The sequence below is a fragment of the Photobacterium salinisoli genome (assembly GCF_003614885.1).
GTDB lineage: Bacteria > Pseudomonadota > Gammaproteobacteria > Enterobacterales > Vibrionaceae > Photobacterium > Photobacterium salinisoli.
Genome location: NZ_QZMS01000007.1, coordinates 550,945 through 576,406 on the forward strand (window position 1 = coordinate 550,945; position 25,462 = coordinate 576,406).

Here is a 25,462-nt window from a genome sequence, read left to right on the forward strand (position 1 = left end):
CCTCCGGTTTTCCCCCTGAAATAAAAAAGGCAAGAGCATGGCTCTTGCCTTTTTTGTTATCCGTTCACTAAAGCTTTATCAGGCTCGAGCGCCACGTTTTGCGGAGGGTTTACCGCGAGACTGTGGTTTACCCGGCGATGACGGGCGTTTGCCGGCACCTTGTGGTTTACCTGAACCCTGAGCACTGCTGCCGCTATGGGTTTTCGGTTTACCAGAACCCTTGCGTTGCGTCGTGCCGTCTTTACGAATATCGGGCTGATTCGGGTGCTTGGTGGCGAACCGCTTGGCACCGTGACGGCTTGAACCGCGACGGGTTGCCGGTGTCAGGGCTGCTTCGCTGCCTTCGGCAGGGACCAGACAATCGGCTCGGTCACCGATCAGGTGTTTTTTACCCATGCTGATCAAGGCTTCACGAATCAGCGGCCAGTTGGCCGGATCATGATAGCGCAGCAGGGCTTTATGCAGACGGCGCTGACGCTCGCCTTTAGCGACGAACAAATCTTCACGCTGCTTGTACTTCACACGCTTGAGCGGGTTCGTTTCCGAGTGATACATGGCGGTGGCATTACACATAGGCGACGGGTAGAAGTTTTGTACCTGATCGCACTGGTAATCATTTTTCTTGAGCCACAATGCCAGATGCAGCATATCATCATCGGTTGAACCCGGATGGGCCGAAATAAAATACGGGATCAGATACTGTTTCTTGCCGGCTTCGGCGCTGTATTTTTCAAACAGCTCTTTGAAGCGGTCATAGGTGCCCATGCCCGGCTTCATCATCAGATCCAGCGTGCCTTTTTCGGTATGCTCCGGCGCGATTTTCAGATAACCACCCACATGGTGGGTTACCAGCTCTTTAATGTACTCCGGCGACTCGATAGCCAGATCGTAACGCACACCCGAGGCGATCATGACTTTCTTGATCCCTTTCACTTCGCGGGCTTTGCGGTACAGATCTATGGTGTGTTTGTGGTCGGTATCCAGCTTCTCACAGATTTTCGGGAAGATGCACGACGGACGACGGCAGTTCTGCTCGGCACGCGGATCGGAACAACCCAGACGGTACATGTTCGCCGTCGGGCCGCCCAAGTCGGAAATAGTGCCGGTAAAGCCGGGTACTTTGTCGCGGATGTCTTCCAGTTCCTGCAAAATCGACTCGTGAGAGCGGTTTTGAATAATCCGGCCTTCGTGCTCGGTAATCGAGCAGAAAGAACAGCCACCAAAACAGCCACGCATGATGTTGACACTGGTCTTGATCATGTCATAAGCCGGGATCTTGGCTTTACCGTAGGAAGGATGCGGCACCCGCGCGTACGACAGGCCAAACACAAAGTCCATTTCTTCGGTGGTGAGCGGGATAGGCGGCTTATTCACCCATAATTCACGATCGCCATGCAGCTGGATCAGCGCACGGGCAGAATAAGGGTTGGCTTCCAGGTGCATCACACGGCTGGCATGGGCGTACAAAATGCGGTCGTTGCGCAGTTTCTCGTAAGAAGGCAAACGCACGGCGCTGGTAAAGGCGTCGTGACGTGACGGCTGAATCTGCACCGTCTGAGCCTTCACCGGTTCAGCCTCGGCTTTGGATTTGTTGGTCTCGCAGACTTCTTCCGTGGCATAAGGATTAGGCATCACCATAGATTTGCCCGGCTTATCGATGCGGGTGGAATCGATAATTTTATAATGGGCAGGCGCTTCTTTCAGGATCACCGCCGTACCGGCGATATCCGTCATGGTGCTGATGTCTTCGCCGCTGGCAATGCGGTGCGACACTTCCACCAGTGCCCGCTCGGCATTACCGAACAGCAGGATGTCCGCTTTGGCATCAAACAGCACGGAACGGCGCACTTTATCAGACCAGTAATCATAATGTGCCAGACGGCGCAGACTGGCTTCAATGCCACCCAGTACAATCGGGGTATCCTTATAGGCTTCGCGGCAACGCTGCGAATAGACCAGAACGGCGCGATCAGGACGCTTACCGCCTTCATTGTTCGGGGTATAGGCATCATCATGGCGCAGCTTGCGATCCGCGGTATAGCGGTTGATCATCGAGTCCATGTTGCCGGCCGTAATCCCAAAGTACAGGTTCGGCTGACCCAGCGCCATGAAGGCATCTTTGTTGTTCCACTCGGGCTGAGCGATAATCCCGACACGGAACCCTTGAGCTTCCAGTACCCGACCGATCACCGCCATGCCAAAGCTTGGGTGATCGACGTACGCATCACCGGTCACAATGATAATGTCACAGCTATCCCAGCCTAACGCGTCCATTTCTTCACGCGTAGTCGGCAGAAACGGCGCTGTTCCATAGCATTCCGCCCAGTATTTCGGGTATTCGTTAATCTTCTTTAAATTCATGCGTTTACTGTTGCTCGCTCAATGTAGGGCATTTGGGGCAAATATAAAAAACGTACGATTTTACCATGTTCCCGCGGTAATACATCATTTTCTATTGATGGACGCATCAGGGGTAGTGTCTGGCGTCTTATTCAATGCGCCAGTTCAAGGTATGGGGTGCGGGGGCTATCAGGCTCAAAACGGGCGGCGTTTCGATCTGTCGAACTCATGGGCAAGTACGTTACTGCGGCGGCTCTTTGAAAAAGCCTATGTCACCCGCCAGGCATACACGTGTCCGGCGGGTGGGGTTGAGTACACATATCACATGCTGGATTAAATTCTATTACTTTCCATCTGCTAAGTTTTATCAGGAATTGAAGTGCAATTACATTAAATGGGAGCTTGGAGATATGGAAGAATGGTACATGCAAGATGAAACGAGCATAAATTTTGATACTGGTGGTACAAAGTTTGTTTTACTCAATGGTGAAGATAGGAAGCTGTTTGAAATTTCTCGCAATGCATTAGTAGATTATTTCAAAACACCAGATACGAGGGAAGATGCAAATCACAATTTTGAAAACTATCGAGATCGGATTTGTGCACTGGCTTTACGCCTCATTGATGAACAACCTGAAGATGCCAGTTATATGATTTTACTTGAAGATTGTCGTAGATTTCAGTTGTAGCTTGAAGACATAGTTATAGGTTCTTCTCGTCCTATTGTTAGTGCAAACGAGGGCGACTCTCGAGAAAGAAAAGTTTTTCGGCCGCTATGGTCATCACCAACAGGTAGCCTTAGCGGTCGTTTTTGTTGATGTCTATCAAATGCGTTACGCGTAACGTGACTTGATTAACGTTTACTTGATTGAAAGTGGAAATGGATAGTAGGAGTTCTATATTTCGATTTATTGGATGTGTAGGTGTTTAGCAAGGTTTTGCCCCAAAACGTGCTAGCAACAGGTAAGAAATCTTTACCTGTTGACTCATCTTTGTCCCTTTCCAAGTTGTAACTCGTGATTGCAACAGCATTCTTATCACTATGAAGTCTATTAACATTCTAGCTAATAACCTCCATCGATAGGCGAGCACTATAATGACGCATATTTTGAAGGCAAAAATAAAAAACTTTAAGAAATTCAGAGAGTACGAGATCTATTTTGATCCAATAAGAAACATTCTGGTTGGGGATAATGAAGCAGGAAAGAGCACTATATTGACGGCTATTGAGCTTGCATTGAGTGGCAGTAGAAGCAAGGTAGAGAACTTGGGCATCGAAACTTTGCTTAATGCCAGTTCTGTTTCAGAATTTCTAGCGGGTGAGAAAAATATAGACCGCCTTCCTATTCTTCATATTGAATTATTTCTAAACGAAGCAGATAACCCAGACCTAAACGGTAGAAACAACAGTGATGGAACTTATGCTGACGGGCTTCAATTGATCTGTGAGCCGAACGAAGAGTTAAGCGCTGAGATACGGCAAGTTTTGGATACTGAAGGTGATAACTTTCCATTCGAATTTTACGTCGCCAAGTTTATTACGTTCAATGGGGACGCATACTCCAGTTATCGGAAGTTTTTGCGCTTTTTGTCTATTGATAGCACTCAAATTAACAACGAGTACGCAAACAGTCAGTATGTAAAAGCCATGTATGAAGCAACCGTGGAGCAACCTGTACGTTACAGTTTAAAGAACGAATACAGACAGCAAAAAAATGCCTTCAGGGATACTAAACTGAATGTGATTAATGATCGTATAGAAGGTTACGATTTTGCTATCCGCTCTGGATCTAAGTTTAATTTGGAAACAGACCTAACCCTCACAGAAGAAGGGATTCCCATTGAAAATCGTGGTAAAGGAAAACAATGCTTTATTAAGACTGCATTTGCATTGAGAGAGCGTGAGGAAGGCAAGGCAATAGATGTCTTATTACTAGAAGAACCTGAGAACCACCTTAGCCACACCAGTATGTATAAACTAATTAGTCAGGTAGAGAAGGCACATGATAATCAAGTCATAATTACTACCCATAGTAGCCTAATCAGCTCAAGGTTAGACTTAAGAAAATCAATTTTGCTGAATAGTGCAGCAACCAGACCTGCTATATTAACGGATCTTACGAGGGACACTGCTAAGTTCTTTGCGAAAGCTCCTAACCATAACATCCTAGAGCATGTTCTTTCTGAAAAGGTAATCCTTGTTGAGGGTGATTCGGAATATATTCTAATGGAGTGCTTATACGAGCGCACTAAAGGTCATCCGCCAAGCGACGATGGAATTCATATTATCTCAGTTGGTGGTACTAGCTTTAAACGATATATGGAAGTTTCTAAGCTGTTGAACATTAAGACAGCGGTAATCCGTGATAATGATAGTGACCATCAGAAAAACTGTGTAGATAATTATCATGATTATCAGGCAGATAACATATCCGTATGCGCTGATACAGATAATACAAGAAGCACTTTTGAAATATGCATGTATCAGGATAATAAAGAAATTTGCGACAACTTATTCTCAGGTGGAAGGATACAATTAGAACCGCAAGAGTACATGTTGAAAAACAAAACTACCGCAGCATTTAGGTTACTTGAGGAGAAGGCGAACGAAATCACTGTGCCTTCATACATTAGAGAGGCTATAGAATGGATAAGCGAGTAGTACTTGCAGTCGCAGGATCGGGTAAAACACAGCATATAATTGATAAATTGGACATAAATAGTCGTGCGCTGATTGTTACTTACACTGTAAATAATACTACTAATCTAAAGAAACGAATTTTAAACAAATTTGGGGTCATGCCTAAAGGTGTGCGTGTTTACACCTATTTCTCATTCCTACTATCGTTCTGCGTACGGCCAATAGTTGGTAACGACATGAAGATAAAGGGGGTTAGCTATAGTGATCCGCCTAGATTTGCGAAACGCAACACTCATGAGCATTACTTCAATCAAGGACACCGACTTTACCATAACCGTATTGCGAAGATGATGATGGATTGTGATGGTGTGTCTGACATCACTGAGCGTATTGAAAAGTACTTTGATTTCTTCTGCGTAGATGAAGTTCAAGATTTCGCAGCTAATGACTTCAACTTGCTTTGTCAGTTGTCGAAAATGGATGTGGAGGTATTATTCGTTGGTGATTTTTTCCAACATACTTTTGATACTAGCCGAGATGGTAATATTCAAAAAAACCTACATAACAACTATGAAGCATATCTTAATAAGCTCAAAGATGCAGGATACACAATCGACTTAGATACACTCTCGCACAGTTATAGATGTAGCCCTACAGTTTGCAGATTTGTTACCGAGAAAATTGGCATCACAATAAGTTCCCATCGACAAGATGAGGTCAATATTGCCCTGATTGACGACACTGATCATATTGAAAGGTTATTCTCCGACGATTCCATCGTTAAATTGTTTTTTAAAGAAAACTACAAGTACGTTGGAAGGACTGACAATTGGGGAAATACAAAAGGCTTGGATGATTTCGCTGACATCTGCATAGTTCTAAACCCGACAACATTCACAGGCTATACAAAAGGACGATTGGCTACTTTGGCACCATCGACGTTAAATAAGCTATATGTAGCTTGTACAAGAGCGAAAGGTAATGTGTATTTTGTCTCACAACGTTTGTTAGACGAGTACAAATGTTAAACCAGCCCTGTCTTTTGACCTAAAGGCCGAGTTAGCGCTTTGTACCTAACTTGTTTTGTCCAGAACCTTGTTAGAAGTTTATCATTTGGTGAGATAAAACTTACAAAGGGAAGATAGGAAAATCTAACGAAATTTGGCTGCGGATTTGTCGTCTGTCTGACCTGGAATTATGGGGGCAAAAAAGGGGCAAACGCTTCGAAAAAATGGTCAATTTAGGTTGATGGGGACAAAAAAGGGGCAAATAAAAACGGGTGTGAACAATTAAGAAAGGTGAGAAAAGCTATTTTATATTAGTGGCTTACGACAAACCCTTCGCTGCATGCGGTTTCAAGGAAAGTTACTGAGGCATTCCGCCCAGTATTTCGGGTATTCGTTAATCTTATTTAAAATCATGCGTTGACTGTTGCTCGCTCAATGTAGGGCATTTGGGGCAGAGGTAAAAAACGTACGACTTACCGTGTTCCTGCAGTAATTCATCATTTTCTGAGAACAGCCTGTTGCAGCGGGCATAGATAGCGGGATTGTGACTTAGTGCCCAGTGGCATTAAAACCGTCACTTTTACTGTGATTTCAGGCATTTTGTCAGTGCCAATGTCATTCGGTCATGTTGTACCCTCCTGTGCCTCAAGGCCTCAACCGTTTTTCCAGTCGGGGACTCTGAAAAACTGTCCGGTAGATCATGATTTTAGGAGAAGATAATGATGGGAATGTGGTTTGCTGTCGGATTCATTGTGATTGCGCTCTTTCTTGGAGTGGCTATTTACAATGGCCTGATCGCTCGTAAGAATCAGGTTGATAATGCTGATTCGACAATTGTTGTGATGTTAAAGAAGCGCTTTGATTTACTTCCGAATATGGTGGAAACGGTCAAAGCTTACATGTCTCATGAAAGAGAAGTGCTGAACGAACTGACAGAACTTCGGACCAGGTTTCAGAGCGATATGGCGACTAGAGAAAAAAAATCTGAACTCGACCGGCGTCTGAATCAGGTATTTTCTCGTTTTAACATCATGGTGGAAGCCTACCCAGATTTGAAAGCCAGCAACAATTTCAGCCAACTACAACGAAGCATTAACGAGACTGAAGAGCAGATTGCTGCAGCGAGGCGTGCTTACAATGCTGCGGTGACTGATCTGAATAACGGTATTGAAATGTTTCCGTCTAATATATTTGCTCGCAGAATGGGGCTTACGCAAAGAATTCTTTTTGATATTCCAGAAGCACAGACACAACTCCCGGATATAGCTGAATTATTTGAGAATCGTGCAAATAAGGATGCCCGATGAATATTGATGATCTGAAAAGTGTCTTTGAAAAGGATTTACAACCACAGCTCGCAGTGATTGAACAAGAACGTTGTGATGTGGTTGTCACACGGGATATGTGTGTCTTTTTCGGCGTATTGGCAGTGATCATTGGTACCATTGTACTTTTTGGAACCTATATTGACCCGAATATCATCATGGTGTGTGTTGGTATCATTCTGGCTGTATTGGGTTTAATTTATCAAATGAAGTGGAATGAGTATCGTGTTGTTTATAAGCAGAAAGTAATTTCCAGTATCATTCAAAGTATTGATGATTCGCTGGAGTATAACCCGACAGGCAGTATTGAACGGGAGGTTTATGACAGAAGTGGTCTTTCTCCTGGTGGATATAGCCAGTTTGAGGGCGAAGATTTTATTAGTGGTAAAATAGGTCAGACTGCAATAGAAATGTCGGAAATTCACACTAAATATAAAGTCAAAAGGAGAACTGCCGACGGTAAAACAAAAACATACATGCGGACTAGATTCCGAGGCATGGTCATCATCGCAGATTGTAATAAGCATTTTAATAGTCAGACTTTTGTTTCAATTGACAAAGGAAAAGATGATTCGTTTCTGGAGAATATCAAACAGGGTTTTGTGGGTACGCCCCACAATTTGGTTCGGCTGGAAGATCCAGAGTTTGAGCGATATTTCGATGTCCATAGCACCAATCAGGTTGAAGCAAGATATCTGCTGACATCGGCTTTCATGCAACGGGTTGTGGCATTTCGTGAAAATACAGGAAAATACTTGGCACTATCGTTTGTCGATGGAAAGTTATTCATCTCAGTTTCTGGCGGCGATATGAAATATTTTGAACCTAAGCTATCTGATTCGGCAACTGATTTTAATACCGTAAAAGATATCTTCTCTGAGTTAAAGCTATTGGTGGGGCTGATAGATGCTTTGGATTTAAACACACGTATTTGGTCTAAAGCATAAGTATTAATTTATCGAGTGGTCAGGGCGGGATGATACTTTCTCGCTCTGTATTTCATACGAGGCTACCCATCCTGTCAGAATAATCAGGCACGCTATTGTTCTCAGTGACCTCTCATCTGGTGAGCCTCTATACACCTCAATGAACAGGTTGTAAATTAATAAAAAATAAAATAATAAGCTGTTATTTAATTCACATCATCAATGGGTTAAAAATAATTTCCTTTATTTCTCGTCATTTTTTGGAATCAAAAGCTAATTATGACATTTACCCTGACAGTGTTGACATTCTCTATTGGTAATCTTTTTTTCTCAGGTAAAAAAATTAACACCGACATATTTTGCTCTGCTAATAATTGAGGTGGATAATTTTCAATCAACCTGTCTGAATTGGTGGACAATAAGGAAAAAGGAAAATCGATGCCAACCATTTTTAAAGCAAAACCCGCCGCTTTTGCTGTGTTAACAGCGCTCGGATTCATGACACAACCAGCCGTGGCTGACAGCAGTGAACTTGTCGCACAAGACGGCACTGTGCTGGTCGGTTACTGGCACAACTGGTGCGACGGAAGGGGGTATCAGGGCGGCAATGCGCCGTGTCTGCCCCTGTCTGACGTCGCCAGTGACTATAACGTGGTGAATGTGTCCTTCATGAAAGTGTATGACGTCAGCGAAGGCCGGATTCCCACCTTTAAGCTTGACCCGAATATTGGCCTGTCTGACGCTGAATTCATCAGCCAGATCAGTGCACTGAATGCGCAGGGCCGCTCGGTGTTGCTGGCATTGGGTGGCGCGGATGCACACATTGAATTAAAAGCCGGTGATGAAGTTGCTTTTGCCGATGAGATTATCCGCTTGGTAGATACCTACGGTTTTGATGGTGTGGATATCGATCTGGAGCAAGCCGCTGTTGATGCCAGCGATAACCAGACGGTGATTCCGGCAGCGCTGCGCATGGTTAAAGATCATTACCAGCAGGCGGGCCAGCATTTTGTCATCACTATGGCGCCCGAGTTTCCTTATCTGACTGCATCCGGCAAATACACGCCTTACCTGAAAGGGCTGGAAGGCTATTACGACTATATTAACCCGCAGTTCTACAACCAGGGGGGTGATGGCGTTTGGGTCGACGGTATTGGCTGGCTGGCGCAGAGTAACGATGCGGTTAAAGAAGACTTCATTTTTTATATGGCGGACTCACTGGCAAACGGCACACGCGGTTTCACGCAAATTCCGGCCGAAAAACTGGTCTTTGGTATTCCGTCTAATATTGATGCCGCTGCAACCGGGTTTATTCAGAATCCGGCTGATCTTTACCGAGCATTTGACCGCATGAAAGCGCAGGGCCAGCCGTTAAAAGGTGTGATGACCTGGTCGGTTAACTGGGACGTGGGCACCAATGCCTCAGGTCAGCAGTACAACGGCCAGTTTGCTAAAAATTACGGACCATTCGTACACAGTCAGACGGTGCCAGTGCCGGACGGCAAACCGGTACTGAGCGGGGTGGAAGATATTCGCGTGCCGGTTGGCGGCCAGTTTGATGCCATGGCAGGTGTGTCGGCCACTGATGCGGAAGATGGTTCTCTGACGCAAGTCGTGGTGGTTCAGGGCACAGTAAATACAGCAATCACAGGGGCGTATTCACTGACTTACACAGTGACCGACAGCGATGGCAATCAAACCTCGGCTGCCCGCTTGGTAACGGTTTATAACAGTGCGCCCGTGCTGAGCGGTGTCAGCGATGTGATTGTCCTGCAGGGTGAAGCGTTTGATCCGCTGGCGGGTGTGTCGGCCTCTGACGAGGAAGACGGTGATTTAACGGCATCTGTCACTGTGTCGGGCCAGGTCGACGTCAATACGATTGGCAGCTATGTCCTGACTTACAGCGTGTCAGATGCTGATGGACTGAATGCTGAGGCTGAGCGAACCGTGACTGTCACAGACGACAGCCAGATATGCAGCGATGCCTGGCAGGCAACGGCGGTTTACAACGCCGGCGATGTGGTCAGTTACGACGGTAAAACCTGGAAAGCCAAGTGGTGGACACAGAACAATGTGCCCGGCGCAGAACAATGGGGACCGTGGGAAGAAACCGGCAGTTCCGGCTGTGCCGGTACTGTTGTCGACCCGGTTGAGCCTGTTGATCCAGAAACACCAACAGATCCGACAGAACCGACCGATCCTGTGGAGCCGGGTGCGTATTCCGCCTATCAGGCAGGTGAGAACTACGGCGCAGGCGATCGCGTGTCCAATCTCGGCAGTGACTTTGAATGTAAACCTTACCCTTATTCAGCCTGGTGCGCCGGTGCTGCCTGGGCCTACGAGCCGGGTGTAGGGTCAGCCTGGCAGGATGCCTGGATCAAACTGTAAGGATACGAGATGAAAAAGCAAAAAGAACGTTACCTGACGAGCCTGGCTGGGCTCGTCATCGGCCTGAGCACGGCGGGTGCTCAGGCGTATACGCTGACTCAAAGTGAAGTCAACGCCGATGAGGCGGCCATTATTGCGGCTCAGCCGGAGGGGCTGCAACTGGTCAGGGATGCGATTCGCACGCTGGATAATGCAACGGTTGAAGCCATTACGGTCGGCGCAGGCAGCAATCCGGATAATGTCAAGCGGGTAGAAAGGATAGTCAGTGAGTCCGACTGGCAGTTCCTGTTTCCTGAACGAAATGAAAAGTACACTTACCTGAACTTTTTGAAAGGGATAGGGAAATTCCCTGCCTTCTGCGGCAACTATTCTGATGGCCGCGATGCTGATGCGATCTGCCGCAAATCTCTGGCGACTATGTTCGCGCATTTTACCCAGGAAACCGGCGGTCATAACAGTTACAGCGCGAATCCGGAGTGGCGTCAGGGGCTGCTTTATTTGCGCGAAGTAGGCTGGACGGAAGAGATGTCCGGCGGCTACGGTATCTGTGCGCCCGGGGTCTGGCAGGCGGATGCGTACCCGTGCGGCACCAACGCTGATGGTACATACAAAAGCTACTTTGGCCGTGGCGCGAAGCAACTGAGTTATAACTATAACTACGGTTCGTTCTCGCAGATGATCTATGGCGATGTCTCTGTGCTGCTGGAGCATCCGGATCGTGTTGCCGATACCTGGCTGAATCTGGCCAGTGCGGTGTTCTTCTATCTCTACCCCCAGCCGCCGAAACCCAGCATGCTGCATGTGATTGACGGCACCTGGCAGCCGAATGCAGCGGATTTGGCCAACGGTCTGGTGCCTGGCTTTGGTGTCACGACGCAGATCATTAATGGTGGCGTCGAGTGTGGCGGCAGTGCCGAGCACATTCAGTCACAGAACCGGATTAACTATTACCGGGAATTTGCCAGTTACCTGAATGTGCCTGTCCCGGCAGACGAGGTGCTGGGGTGTGCCGCCATGAAGCAATTTGACGGCGAAGGGGCCGGTGCGCTGGCGATTTACTGGGAGCAGGATTGGGGCTGGCGTCCGGATACCCCGGATAACCAAACCTACCGCTGTCAGCTGGTGAACTATCAAGGGCCATATTCGGCATTTATTGCCGGGGACTATGCCAAATGTGTCAGTGAAAAATTCGGCGTGGATATCCTTGATGACACTGGCCCGGTTGCCCCGGTTGCCAACGCAGGTGCTGATGTGAGTGTGGTCGGTGACAACCCGGCAGTGACGCTGGATGGCAGTCAGTCGAGCGATGCCAATGGCGATATCGTCAGCTACAGCTGGGTACAAACCAGCGGTCCTGCACTGAGCATGGCCAACGCCAATCAGGCGCTGGCGACTGTGATTGTGCCTGAGGTGGCAGAAGAGACGCAATTTGAGTTCACCCTGACTGTCACAGACAGCACCGGCTTGTCTGCTTCAGACTCTGTGCTGATCACAGCGAAGGTTGTGTCCGACAATCTAGCCCCTGTGGTGACTCTGACTGCCTCTGATACAGCCACGGCTGAGCAAGAGGTCACAGTGTCGGCAGCTATCTCAGATGCCGATGACACCGATCTGACGATCAGCTGGGCTGTGTCCAATGATCTGACACTGCAAATCAGTCAGGATTTGCGCTCAGCTGTATTTACCGCTCCGGCAGTCACGGTTGAAACGCCTGTGACGGTATCAGTTACGGTATCTGATCCTGCCGGGAACAGCGTCACGGCCACCAAGACAGTGACTGTTCAGCAGGCAGGAGAAACCTGTGCTCAAAGCTGGTCAGCAACGGCTGTGTACGTCGCTGGCGATACTGTGGTCTTTGACGGTAAAGAGTGGCAAGCACAGTGGTGGACGCAGGGCAATGAGCCGGGTGCTGAACAGTGGGGCCCATGGACTGTGATTGGCAATGCCAGCTGTACGGTTGAAACGACAGAACCCGCCGTGCCGGTTGATCCGTCTGAGCCGACTGATCCTGATGAAACCACAGATCCGGCAGAGCCTGTGATCCCGGGAGATTACCCGGCGTATGAAGCAGGCATGGCCTATGCTGCCGGCGATAAAGTCAGTGCCGGAGGCGTGGATTATCAGTGCAAACCTTATCCATACTCGGCCTGGTGCAGTGGCGCCGCCTGGGCCTATGCGCCGGGTACAGGCACGGCGTGGCAGGATGCCTGGACTGTGTTGTGATTCACGCTACAGGTAGATGAAACGGTATAGCTGCACGCGGTTTGGGATACTGAATCACGTGTGTGGTTACTGATGCCAAGCCCCCTTTTGTAAGGGGGCTATTTTTATTAGTGCACAGAGCATCAGTGTCTGCTGACGCAATATGATGTCGGAATGCATTTATTTATCCCTGAATCAATTCGTAACTGAACAGGCGATCATCAGAACCTTATCGATTATGAGTCATTGTCATAATCAGTGTTGAACTATCATTTACCAAGATATTCCACTTCGAAGAGAGCAGGAATGCTGCGATGAATTTTAACCTGCGAATTCAACCTTTATACGTGGGACGTATAGCGGGCCTTGGAATAGCAGCTGTATTTTCTTCTTCTCTAATGGCAAATGATTGGACATACAGCGCCGAAATATATGGTTTGGGCGCGAGTGTCGATATCAAGTCTGCTCGTGGTCTGAGCACGAGTGCTGACTTTGATGAGATTGCTGATAAGTTAGAATTTGCTTTATTTGGGTCCTTAGCCGCTAAACGCGACAGACTGGCTCTCATCGCAAATATTCTCTATGTGAATCTGAATGATAGCAAAGTTAACACCCGCGATTCAGTGACCCGTCGGGTTGAAACTGATCTGAAAGCTGTCGTCAGCACACTCGCTGCGGGCTGGGAATTCAATCGCAGTGATACATATGTGATCCATGGGGTTCTTGGAGCAAGATTGTTGTTACTGGATACCGACTTGACTGCTGAAGTAGATTCTCTTGGTGCAAGTAACGTTAATGAATCCACTGACGTTTGGGACGCAGTAATAGGAGTACAGGGCCGAGCAGAGTTATCTAACCAATGGTATCTGTCATATTATGCGGATATTGGTACTGGTGATTCTGACTTAACCTGGCAGGCAGCGACTTTAGTGGGTTATCGTTTCGAGAATCTTGATGTTACTTTTGGGTATCAATACCTTAAATGGCAGCTTGATGAAATGGTATTAGATGAACTGGAAATAGCAGGCCCGGCATTAGGACTTCGATTTCATTGGTAGTTCACTATACATTTTTTGCAGCCTCATACTGATTTGTAAGCATATTCTCGGGTCTATGAGTTGTTTTTTCGGTAATAGCTGTGGAGATGACGTTGTATCTGAATGACTCAATTTAAGGTGTAAAATTACAACCTTCCCTTCTGTTGTTACTACCGTTTCACGCATTTAAAGATAAATCTGACAACCCAATGATACAGAACGGGTGAGCGAGGAGACTGATTATGCAAGTGAACAAAGTTATATCACGGAAAATCCTGATGGTAGCGATGATAGCCACCTTGTCAGGCTTTTCGCTATCGCCTCCTGGTCAGGCGGCAAGCAGGGAATTGGATCGTACCACCTTACCCATTGCAGAACCTGAACCACCAACCTATACAGAGCTTGATGTGCGAGACGCCAAACCGCCTCCCCGGTTTGAGGTGAAAGCCCCTGAAGGTGCACCTAATGTGATTATTGTCCTGATCGATGATCTGGGTTTTGGAGCGACGTCCACGTTCGGTGGTCCCATTCCAACGCCAACGCTTGATGAGCTTGCTCAGGGGGGATTACGCTATAACAATTTCCATACTACTTCTCTTTGTTCGCCGACCCGTGTAGCACTTAAAGCCGGACGTAACCATCACACAGCCAATGCCGGCTCCATTATGGAGACCTCTACAGCGTACCCGGGCAACACGGGCGCTATTCCTAATCGTGTTGCACCGCTTGCGGAGATGTTGCGTCTGAACGGGTACAGCACTGGCGCGTTTGGTAAATGGCACGAAACGGCAGCCTGGGAAACCAGTGTCTCCGGTCCCTTTGATCGCTGGCCGACCCGGCAGGGATTCGACAAGTTCTATGGCTTTATTGGCGGTGAGACAGACCAGTGGTCACCGTTGATCTTTGATGGCGTCAAACGAATTAATCCGCCACGTACCAAAGGATATCACTTCACTGAAGACATGACTGATCAGGCTATCAACTGGATGAAAGCGCAGCAGTCAATGACCCCGGACAAACCATTTTTTATGTACTTTGCCACGGGTGCCACGCACGCTCCTCACCATGTACCTAAGGAGTGGATTGAGAAATTTCATGGCAAGTTTGACGAGGGATGGGACCTGATACGGCAAACAAGTTATGAACGGCAAAAAAAGGCAGGCATCATTCCGGAAAATACCCAGTTGCCACCACGACCTGACGATATCAAGGCTTGGGAGCAGCTCTCTGATGATGAGAAAAAACTGTTTCGTCGTCAGGCTGAGACCTTTGCTGGATTTGTGGCTCACACTGACCATAACGTAGGCCGACTCATGGATGCAGTGGCTGCCATCGGCGAAATGGACAACACCTTGATCTTCTATATTGCTGGTGATAATGGCACCAGTGCCGAAGGCGGTATGGTCGGGATGTTCAATGAAATGACCTACTTTAATGGTGTGCAGGAAAAGGTAGAAGATTTGTTACCTTTGATTGACAAGTGGGGCAGCCCTGAGACTTTTCCGCATATGTCAGCTGGCTGGGCTGTGGCCTTTGATGCGCCTTTTACCTGGACAAAACAGGTCGCCTCCGACTTTGGCGGTACCCGCAACGGTCTCGTCGTCCACTGGCCGCAAGGCATTAAAGTACCCGGCGGGTTACGAAATCAGTTCAGTCATGTGATTGATGTTGCTCCGACAGTATTAGAAGCGGCCAAACTGCCGGAACCTACCGTAGTCAATGGTACGCCGCAAGTGCCGATGGAAGGGACGAGTATGCTCTACAGCTTCAATGACGCTGAAGCGAAGGAACGTCACACTGTGCAATATTTTGAGATGTTCGGAAATCGTGCCATTTACAGTGAAGGTTGGTTTGCACGCACAATTCATCGTGCGCCCTGGCAGACAGGCAAACAGACACCTCTGAAAGATGATATCTGGGATTTGTATAATGTCAGGGAGGATTTCAGCCTGGCTAATAATCTTGCGGATAAGCATCCAGAAATGCTCAAAGAGTTACAGGCACTGTTTATGTCTGAAGCAGAGAAATACCACGTGTTGCCTATCGACGACCGCACAATTGAGCGCACGAATCCGGCACTGGCCGGACGACCGGATTTGATCGGTGATCGCAAGTCATTGACTCTCTACGAGGGTATGGATGGCATGTTAGAAAATACGTTTATCAACGTGAAAAACCGCTCTAAAACCATCACGGCTGAAATTGAAATTCCCGAAGGTGGTGCCTCAGGCGCATTACTTGTTCAGGGCAGCCGCTATGGTGGTTGGTCGCTGCATGTGCGAGAGGGTAAGCCGGGCTATGAATACAACTGGCTCGGACTACAACGTTACGTTATCGAGAGCCCTGATGCTTTACCAAGTGGTAAGTCGACTGTCGTGCTTAACTTTGATTACGACGGAGGGGGGCTCGGTAAGGGAGGTGAAGCGACCTTACTGATCAATGGGAAAGAAGTGGCAAAAGGCAGGGTGGAAAAAACGCAGCCCAATATTTTCTCGGCAGATGAAACAGCTGATGTGGGTCTTGATAACCAGACGCCTGTTGCCAACGGCATAGGTTATGGTCCGGAGGAAACTAAGTTTACTGGCAAGATCCACAAGATAGTGATCGAGGTGAAATGAATCAAATCTAAGTCAGTCACTGGTGCTTTTATGCACCAGTGATAGGCCGCAGGGAAAGACAGGACTGCATGTAGAGCGGCGATTGACTCAGCGCATTAAACCGTTTCAGTCACCTAGCCGCTGCCGTAATTGTTCCAACTGCGGGTCACTGCCATAGGTTGTCAGCCAGCTCGACACCAGTTTATAGGCTTTCTCTCTTTGATTGAGTTGCTCCATCACCAACGCCAAGGCCAGGGTTGTTGGCCGGAAACCGGGTTGAATCTCATAGGCTTTTTGTAATTCAACCTGAGCATCCGGTAAGGATTTTTGCCGGATATACCATAACGCCAGTGCGTAGTGAGGATCGACCGCATTCGGATGCTCTTTTACGGCAAGCTTGAGAAGATCACCTGCTTTGTCGTCCCGGCCCGTTGCACGGTATAAATCCGCCAGGTTCAGTAAAGCATCCTGATAGTCAGGCGCAATGGTCAGGGCCTGACGGAAATAGGTTTCGGCGCTATGTGTATCTTGCTGATTCAGGCTGAACACACCCAGAATAACCTGCATGTCGGGCATACCTGAATTGAACTCTGAATCAGTGATGAACTCTTTATACAACATCTGCACCTGGTCGCTTTGTGCTTTGGTCAGCTGATAAAGCGGCAATCCAGCTAAGGCTCGGGCTATTTCATAGCGTACTGCCCTGACGGGTTCATCCAGGTGCGCAGACAACAATTGCCAGCGTTGCAAAACAGGTAACTGCATCGAAGAGCGTACGGTGCCAAGCCGGATCATCCAGGACTCGTCATTGAGCAAATCCGCGATACTTTGCTGATCATTGTCCACTTGGACCGGGCTTAAACGCAGTGCCGCGCTGGCTCTTACAATGGCACTGTAACCACCGTCATTGGCAATGTTTAACAGTGCTTTGTCCTTGTTTATTCCCTGATCGGCAGCCATGAAGGTGGTCGCAAATTCAGGTTTCTGAGGTGGCTTTTGTAAATCAGCCACCCATGCCTGAATTTTTTTCGTTGCCCAGGCGGGAGTCTGTTCTGTGTGGCAGGACGTGCAAGCGTCCGGACTGCCGACCTGGTGACTTAACAACGGATCAGGAACACGAAAACTGTGGTCTCGTCTGGCATCCACCCCCATGTAGGTGGTCTCTGTCATATGGCAGTTAACACACTGACTGGCTTTGTCATTTGTGTGATGATGATGAGCCACAGTATCGAACACGTCAGGATTATGGCACTGGCTGCACACCTGATTGCCTGGTTTTTTGAGTGCTAAGCTGTGCGGGTTATGGCAGTCGGAGCACACCACGCCATTTGCATGCATCTTGCTCTGCATAAATGAGCCATACACGTAAACTTCATCAAGCATCTGACCGTCCGGGTAGTAAAGCTCGGCTTCTATTAAGCGGGGAATATGCTGTTCGGCAAAACTGCGGTCTGGTTCCCACTGGCTGAGTTCCTGGCGGCGAGAGTGACAATGCGCGCACACATCGACCTGATGCGGATTATTGCTGCTTGAACGGTATTTAATGCGGTGATGGGTATTTGGGTATTGCCACAGTGCCGGATTGCTGATGGTGTGTTTAAAGCCGAAATGCTGAGGAGATACTTGCGAATCTGAATGCGCCCAGGCGATGTGGTCTTTGCCAGCACCGTGGCATGACTCACAACTGACGTTGATTTCATTCCAGGTCGTATTAAACGTATTGGTTTTTACGTCGAACTTGTTCACCAACCCGGTTGAATGGCAGCTGGCACAGCGGGTATTCCAGTTGAACTGAGTACCTGTCCAGTGAAACGGATCGTTGAAGTCAACGGCAGACTGTGCGGGAAGACCATGCGAGAGACTTTCGTGCTCAGGGTATAAATGATACCAGCGTTGCCCGCCCTGGGAGGCGGGTCTGCTGTCCCAGATAATACTCAGGACTTGTTTTCTGCCGTCATCAAAATCCACTATATATTGCTGCAGAGGAAATACCCCGAATGTATAGCTGATTTTGAAGTCTTCTAACTGGCCAAGTGCATTATCTGTTTTTACCCAAAACTCTTTGCCTTTGCGGTAAAAAGTGGAGGTGATTTTGCCATAAGTGAAGGAAGTGTTATTGAAATCGCCCTGAACAGATTCGTCTGTGGCTTTGAGCATCGCCGCCTGATGATGGCTGGTTGACCAGTCCTGATAGGCTTGCTGATGACATTGCTGGCAACTTTCTGAGCCGGCGTATTCCGAAGCGACGACAAAGGGAGAAAGCAAAGTCAGGCAGAGTACTATCCAAAGGGTAGCCACATTTATTCCTTTCACTATTCTTTAAATGTCAGCACGTTGAATAAAGATTAAGTGAGGTCAGCGGTAAATGCCATGTTGGGACGTTCACCTAATGATTTCGTCAGAGCGCTTACGAAGGAATAAAAAGGCCGCATTGCGGCCTTGTGATTTCACGGCAGTGGTCGGGTAGAGCACTGCTTTTTCAGGGGGAAAAGGGTTAACCGAAAGATTTACTCAATCCTTCCAGAAACGTGACTTTCTCGCGCATTTGGCTTGCCGCCTGTTCCATGCGTGACATCATCGCCAGGTTGTCAGACGAAGAGGTGGAAATTTGATGGACGTTGTTACTGATTTCCTGGGCCACAGTACCTTGCTCCTCCGCGGCTGCAGCAATTTGCGTTGAAATTTCAGCAATTTCATCCACCATGGACACTACTTCCAGAATACTGGCTGCCGTGTCATTGGTATGGGTGACACATTGTTGGGTCTTTTCAATACTCTCGGAAGAGGTTGCCTGCCATTGGTTCAGGGTGGCGTTGATATTAACAATGCTGGTTTTAATATTTTCAGTCGCGCCATGGGTACGCTGAGACAAGGCGCGCACTTCGTCAGCCACTACCGCAAAACCTCGACCTTGTTCGCCGGCCCGTGCCGCTTCAATCGCGGCGTTGAGCGCTAGCAGGTTGGTTTGCTCTGCAATGCCCTGAATTTCCATCATCATGGTTTCAATCTGTTCCGACACTTTAACCAGTGACTGGGCAGTTTGAGCGGCATTTTCGGTGTCTTTGGCCAAATCATTGATATTGTTTTGCGTGAGTTGCAGCACTTTGGTGGTATTGGCGCATTTTTGCTGCGCGGTAAGCACTTTGTCTGTCGTCAGCTGAGTATTCTGCGCAATTTCCCTCGCGACAGCAGACATTTGGGTAATGGACGTTGCGATATGCTGGGTATCTTTGTCCTGATTGGAGATCGAGTCTCGGGTGGATATGGTGGCATTACTGAGTTCATCTGTGACTTCGCGAATGGTCAGCGCGGCATCATCGACCCGGCCAAGCACAGTTTTCAGCCGGGCATCGTTTAATTTCAAATGGAAATCGGCAATCGATGTCAGGTTGTCACCGCTATAGACAATGCGGGTGAGGGCATCATAGTCACTGGATAGCTGCTGAAAAAAACGGGGTACAGCAAATAGTTCACCCCTACAAAGGATCGCAATGAAGATCAATGGAACAGCAGCGGATAGGAATTCGAACTGAGGGATATAAAAGTGCGTAAATGCCACGCACAGCGCGGTGAGCACAGCAGACAGTCCCAGCTTGGCCCAGCTGGATAAACGGAATCCATAAGGATTTTTTTCATTGTTCAGTTGCTGATAGACATGCGTAGCTGTGCTGATCATGTCCTGAGTTGGCTTGCGGCGTACCGATTGATAGCCAGAAACCCGATTGTTTTCGTATAGCGGGGTGACGTAAGCATCTACCCAGTAATGACTGCCGTCTTTACAGCGGTTTTTGACAATGCCCCGCCAGGGTTTCTCTGCTTTGAGGTGGCTCCACAAATCACCAAATGCCGCTCTTGGCATGTCCGGGTGGCGGATAATATTGTGGTGCTGACCAACCAATTCGTCGAAGCTGTAGCCACTGACTTCGACAAATTCGTCATTGGCATAGGTAATAACACCCTGTAAATCCGTTGTTGTCACTAACTGAGCGTTAGGATCCAGCACCACTTCCCGGTCATTGACCTGGCGATTTTTACGCATGAATTGTCCCTCTTCGTCACGCAATAGATGGTAAGCATTGTTGAACTGTTTGCAGTTCTTTTATTTATATGACACGTCTGACTCAACTCTAGATGAGGGATATTTAACCGCACAGGACAAATGCCGGGGATTTGAATTTCCTCAAAGAATGCAAATTTAGTGGCATAAAAAGTAAGCAAAGCTGAAATCAGCGATTATTATCTATGCTCACCAGGTATCTTTTTGCAGTTAACGTGTCAGATGTATTGGATTCCATAATTCCGCATTAATAGTGCGTCAATTCTGAGTTAACATTTAATAGAAAGTGTGGCGCTGAGATATTTGAGTGAGTGTTTGTCTGAATTTTGTCTCATGCGGTGAAGATATAGACGGAAAGATAATAAAAAACCCTGCCAGCGAAAGCCGGCAGGGTTTGAGGGTTCAGCAAACGAATGGCTGATTAGAAGTTCGCGGAACGCGGTGTACGTGGGAATGGAATCACGTCACGGACGTTAGCCACGCCAGTTACGTAAGAAACCAGACGTTCAAAGCCCAGGCCGAAACCGGCATGCGGCACTGTGCCGTAACGGCGCAGATCGCGGTACCAGTTCATATCTTCCGGGTCGATGTTCATTGCACGCATGCGCTGATCAAGAATATCCAGACGTTCTTCACGCTGAGCACCACCGATGATTTCACCAATGCCAGGTGCCAGAACGTCCATTGCCGCTACCGTCTTGCCATCATCGTTCATACGCATGTAGAAGGCTTTGATGTCTTTCGGGTAGTTCTTCACGATAACAGGGGCGTTAAAGTGCTCTTCGGCCAGATAGCGCTCGTGCTCGGAAGACAGGTCGATACCCCACTCAACGTCGAACTCGAACTGACGGCCGGACGCTTTCAGGATCTCAATGGCATCCGTGTAATCCACCTGAGCAAAATCAGATTCAACGAATTTTTCCAGACGGGTGATCGCTTCTTTGTTGATACGCTGTGCGAAGAATTCCAGATCATCGCGGCGCTCGGCCAACACGGCTTTGAATACATACTTGAGCATGTCTTCAGCCAGTTTGGCGACATCGTTCAAATCAGCGAAGGCCACTTCTGGCTCAACCATCCAGAATTCAGCCAGGTGACGACTGGTGTTGGAGTTTTCAGCACGGAAGGTCGGGCCGAAGGTATACACTTTACTCAGAGCACAGGCGTAGGCTTCAGCGTTCAGCTGGCCGGAAACGGTCAGGAAAGTCTCTTTACCGAAGAAGTCTTCGTTGAAATCGACTTTGCCTTGTTCGGTGCGTGGCAGGTTCTCCAGATCCAGCGTAGACACGCGGAACATTTCACCGGCACCTTCTGCGTCAGCAGCAGTGATCAGCGGGGCAGATACCCAGAAGTATCCCTGTTCGTGATAGAAGCGGTGAATGGCCTGAGACAGGCAGTTACGTACCCGGGCTACCGCGCCAATGACATTGGTACGCGGGCGCAGGTGAGCCACTTCACGCAGGTACTCAATCGAGTGACGTGTTTTCGCCATTGGGTAGGTGTCTGGGTCATCAACCCAGCCAACGACGTTGACCTCAGTCGCTGCCAGTTCGAAGTCCTGGCCCTGAGCCGGAGATTCAACCACTTTACCGGTCACTTCCACTGAACAGCCAGTTGTCAGTTTCAGTACTTCTTCCTGGTAATTATTCAGTGAATTCGGGACCACGGCCTGAATCGGGTCGAAACAAGAGCCGTCATAGAGGGCAAGGAAAGAGATTCCGGCTTTGGAATCCCGACGTGAACGGATCCAACCGCGTACAGTGATTTCACTGTCTACCGCAATCTTACCGCTCAGTACGTCTGAAACAGGCGCGTAAGTCATGATGTCATTATTCTCCGTTTAGGCACGACTGAGTGCTGTGCTTAATTTACTGTCCAAAACAGCAATATTACCTGTCTTGACACAAGCATCAAGCCTTGATGCATTACCTGATGGGAAATAATCACATTGTGTCGTGTTTTGTGTTGATTAAATAATCGCTGAGGCAAATCTGGCGGCCGATTTCAGGCCGCCAGATTGATTTTTACCCTAAGGCGAGGGTGTCGCTGGTGGTGTTAAGTCGCACGTTTCTCCGTCCCTTAAGATAGTGCCGGGGTATGGGCTGTCAGGCAACGGGGCTTCCGTGGGTGTCTGCACCGTCACTGCTGGCACATTGGCCGCCGGGATCAGCGCAACCACATCGCTCCACATCTCGCCGTCGTCTGCACCCAGTGCGGGTGTCGCACTCTGCCAGCGGGTGAAGTGATTGAAGCCTTTGACCGTTAGCATCAATCCATCGGTATCAGAGACCTTAATCCACTCTTTGAAATTGCCGGTCGGGAATCGTTTGGCGCCGTTGGTGAACACTGCGTCGATCTCCGATTGGGCCATGGCATTTTCGTAATACAGCGTGCCATCCGCTTCAAGTTTCCAGCGGATCGGGATGTCAAAACCGCAGCCGTCACTGTCTTTGTAGCGACCGGTATTAAAGCCGCTCTGACTGTCTGCCTGTGCATTCAGGACCAAATGTCGTGAGGTGTCGCTGAATGTCAGAGCCTTACCTGCCAGCATGCTTTGGGTGAAGCGGGGTGTTCTGCCTTCCCAGCTGACGGTGCAACTGGCTGCCTGGCTGGTGAAGGCTGCCTTGGTTTTCGCTGTTGCAGGCATCTGGGTGCTGCTGTTCCAACCGGAATCATTGGCTGTGCAGGCAACCAGCGTGTCAGGAGCATATTGCTTGGTCATCAGGTTATCTATCAGGCTGTTATTGGCCCCGCCTAAGTCGGTCTGGCTGAAATATTTAATGGCCAGAATCGGACGGTCCTGATATTTCTTGTGGGTGAGCGCCCATAACTGGTAATCGCTGAATGTATCATTGCTGTTTTCAGTCAGGCGCAGAAAACCATTGTCATTCAGTGTCCAGCTGCGGTTGCTGCTGCCCGGTTGTAAGACGGTATTGAGGTAATACTCCCAGGTGTTGTCGCTTTTCAGGATCAGCGTTTCCAGCTCGCCCAGCGAGCCCGGGTCAGTGGAGATTTGCACCAGATGCTGATCAACCAGGCTGTTGACGCTGTCAGTGACGAAACGCTCGTCGCCGCCACATTCTGTTACTGAATTGAGGAACTGATCTTCAGTGGCCGGGGAGATGTTGCCAAAGCTGCAGTCGCCAAAAGCAGGCAGATTATCGCGGGAGGTCACCGCATAGATCTCTTCTTTGGCGGCGTGATTAAAGCCGGCGAAGTGGTAGTCGGTGTCTTTCAGAATCGCCTGACCCTGATGTACCGCACCTTGTTCGACGACTAAAAATAAGTAGGGCGTATCAAAGGGATAGTGGTTAGCCAGCTGTTTGATGACATCAGGCACGGCGAACTGGAACATTTCTTTACCCAGTGCAGACACCGCACCCCAGATACCGGTTTCAACCACAATCCAGTCATCACCGCCGACATTGACCCAATAGTTGGCCTGATGGGTGCCATTAAGCACTAATTCCACCACCACGTTATCGGTCAGATGATAACCGTTGACCTGCTCAATACTGCCAGCGCGTTCTACCGACACCATGTCCTCAAGGGAGGTATAAGGGACGGTCGGGTTGTCTCTGGGCGCTACAGTACACTCGTCGCCACCGACCTGAGTGTTACACAGCAGCATACGGGTGGCCACCGGGTTCCAGGTGAAATAGTAGCCTTTGGCGGCTTCACCAAAGGTGGTGTCTGCGGGCACGTAACGGGTCATGAAATGGTTTTCTTTGGTGGTGAGAAAGTCATGCATTTTCAGGCCAGCCAGTGAATAGCTGTTGACCCGCATGGTGATGTTGCGGCCATCGGCTTCTTCAAGTCCGGCATCAGTCATGCTGGCGGTGCTGCTGGAAGAAATCAGCACTTTGAAATACTCGTACAGATCTTTCCAGCCGGTGGAGGTCAGAATTTGCCCCTTTATCGCATCGTCTTTGCTGTCGAACTGAACCAACCCCTGTTCGCTGAGGTAGGTGAAATCTTCCGTCAGTGAAATATCGCTCTGGCCATTTTTGGTCCAGCGCCAGTCGACTTGGCGGGTTTCATTGGTGGCGGTATCCGGGCTGTTGTAGTCCATCATGTCAGCTTCAAGGGTGCTGCCTGTGTTTGAGCTGTGGCTGGCCAGACGCCAGAAGCCCGAATTGAAGATGGTGGCTATCTCGTCTTTTTGCGCCGTCAGCTCGGTATATTTGCGGGTCATGATCCCTTCAAGGATGTCATTGACTATGCTGAGCGACATCAGATTACTCAGGCTGACGCCATTAAGGCCCAGTTTGGGGATCAGGGTGACACTTAGCTCATCAGCCAGTTCATTGACGAAATCACCGGCATCCCGGACATCGATATTACTGGGATCACTGACGGTTTCACTGAATATGCCCCAATGGCCGTCTGCAGCGACGCGTTTGATCAACGCGCGGTAAGCCAGTGTGGTTTTTAAAGACAGGGCGATTTCGGTATCCGTTAACGGAGTCATGAAAAGATTGGTCGGTAAGGCATCACCGATAGCAAATTGCGGCACGCCATTGAGATCCAGCACCAGCACGCCATGCAGCAGCAGCGGTACCTGGGCTTCAATACTGTAGTTGCCGTCTGTCATCGCAAAACTGGTGATGTCACCCTGACCCATGACTTTACCCTGCTGATTGATAAACAATACAGCAAAGTTGTCTTGGTACAGTTCCGGGGTGGCCGCGTAAGCCTGGCTGACAGGACTCCAGCTCACTCTTTGCTGTGCTGTCATCAACCCGGCAGGCAAGTCGACAGTGACGGTAAATTTGGTTTTAACGGGTGGCAGCTCAGCAGGTTGAATGCCTGCATCATCTCCGCCGCCACCGCACGCAGAAAGCAGGCCAGCCAGAAACAGGCTCAGACCAAGTCTCAGATAGGTGCGCATAACATTTCCCCTGAATACTCAATGCAGCACGTGTTGTACCAATCTCATGGC

Annotated in this window: 14 protein-coding genes; 9 read left to right on the forward strand and 5 right to left on the reverse strand. The window is 48.8% G+C overall.

Annotated features, from left to right (window positions below; genetic code table 11):
• Positions 1-78 precede the first annotated feature (78 nt).
• Positions 79-2,361, reverse strand: a complete 2,283-nt coding sequence (locus D6M16_RS03240; RefSeq protein WP_120510544.1) for a YgiQ family radical SAM protein — start codon at positions 2,359-2,361, stop codon at positions 79-81.
• Between the two features lie 134 nt (positions 2,362-2,495).
• Here D6M16_RS03240 and D6M16_RS03245 point away from each other — a divergent pair, with 134 nt between their 5' ends.
• From D6M16_RS03245 to D6M16_RS03285, 9 genes are all read left to right on the forward strand, one after another.
• Positions 2,496-3,029 (forward strand): DUF1488 family protein, encoded by a 534-nt coding sequence (locus D6M16_RS03245; RefSeq protein WP_120510545.1) that lies wholly within the window; start codon positions 2,496-2,498, stop codon positions 3,027-3,029.
• 407 nt (positions 3,030-3,436) lie between these two features.
• Positions 3,437-5,002, forward strand: a complete 1,566-nt coding sequence (locus tag D6M16_RS03250; protein WP_120510546.1) for an ATP-dependent nuclease — start codon at positions 3,437-3,439, stop codon at positions 5,000-5,002.
• Entirely contained in the window at positions 4,987-6,009 is a 1,023-nt protein-coding gene (locus D6M16_RS03255; RefSeq protein ID WP_120510547.1) for a DEAD/DEAH box helicase family protein, read from the forward strand. Before D6M16_RS03250 ends, D6M16_RS03255 begins: the two co-directional genes overlap by 16 nt.
• Positions 6,010-6,707: 698 nt before the next feature.
• Positions 6,708-7,295, forward strand: a complete 588-nt coding sequence (locus tag D6M16_RS03260; RefSeq protein ID WP_240435516.1) for a LemA family protein — start codon at positions 6,708-6,710, stop codon at positions 7,293-7,295.
• A complete protein-coding gene (locus D6M16_RS03265) occupies positions 7,292-8,260 on the forward strand; it encodes a DUF3137 domain-containing protein (RefSeq protein ID WP_120510548.1) in 969 nt (322 codons plus the stop codon). The genes D6M16_RS03260 and D6M16_RS03265 overlap by 4 nt, the downstream gene beginning before the upstream one ends.
• Positions 8,261-8,686: 426 nt before the next feature.
• Positions 8,687-10,627 (forward strand): immunoglobulin-like domain-containing protein, encoded by a 1,941-nt coding sequence (locus D6M16_RS03270; RefSeq protein WP_420812227.1) that lies wholly within the window; start codon positions 8,687-8,689, stop codon positions 10,625-10,627.
• 9 nt (positions 10,628-10,636) lie between these two features.
• Complete coding sequence (locus tag D6M16_RS03275; protein ID WP_162940911.1) at positions 10,637-12,850, forward strand: chitinase; 2,214 nt, start codon at positions 10,637-10,639, stop codon at positions 12,848-12,850.
• A 293-nt stretch (positions 12,851-13,143) separates the two neighbouring features.
• Positions 13,144-13,887 carry a hypothetical protein gene (locus D6M16_RS03280; protein WP_120510549.1) on the forward strand — a complete coding sequence of 248 codons (744 nt, stop codon included), beginning with the start codon at positions 13,144-13,146 and terminating at the stop codon, positions 13,885-13,887.
• A gap of 221 nt (positions 13,888-14,108) precedes the next feature.
• Positions 14,109-16,484 carry an arylsulfatase gene (locus D6M16_RS03285; protein ID WP_120510550.1) on the forward strand — a complete coding sequence of 792 codons (2,376 nt, stop codon included), beginning with the start codon at positions 14,109-14,111 and terminating at the stop codon, positions 16,482-16,484.
• Between the two features lie 105 nt (positions 16,485-16,589).
• Here the strand turns inward: D6M16_RS03285 and D6M16_RS03290 are convergent, their stop codons facing one another.
• From D6M16_RS03290 to D6M16_RS03305, 4 genes are all read right to left on the reverse strand, one after another.
• Positions 16,590-18,761 (reverse strand): tetratricopeptide repeat protein, encoded by a 2,172-nt coding sequence (locus tag D6M16_RS03290; RefSeq protein WP_162940912.1) that lies wholly within the window; start codon positions 18,759-18,761, stop codon positions 16,590-16,592.
• A 196-nt stretch (positions 18,762-18,957) separates the two neighbouring features.
• Positions 18,958-20,502: a methyl-accepting chemotaxis protein gene (locus D6M16_RS03295; RefSeq protein ID WP_120510552.1), complete on the reverse strand. Its 1,545-nt coding sequence runs from the start codon at positions 20,500-20,502 to the stop codon at positions 18,958-18,960.
• A 439-nt stretch (positions 20,503-20,941) separates the two neighbouring features.
• The gene (gene asnS, locus D6M16_RS03300) at positions 20,942-22,342 is read right to left on the reverse strand and encodes an asparagine--tRNA ligase (protein WP_120510553.1); all 1,401 of its coding nucleotides are present in this window, start codon (positions 22,340-22,342) and stop codon (positions 20,942-20,944) included.
• Positions 22,343-22,549: 207 nt separating this feature from the next.
• On the reverse strand, positions 22,550-25,411 hold the full coding sequence (locus D6M16_RS03305) for a hypothetical protein (RefSeq protein WP_120510554.1): 2,862 nt from the start codon (positions 25,409-25,411) through the stop codon (positions 22,550-22,552).
• Positions 25,412-25,462: the final 51 nt, after the last annotated feature.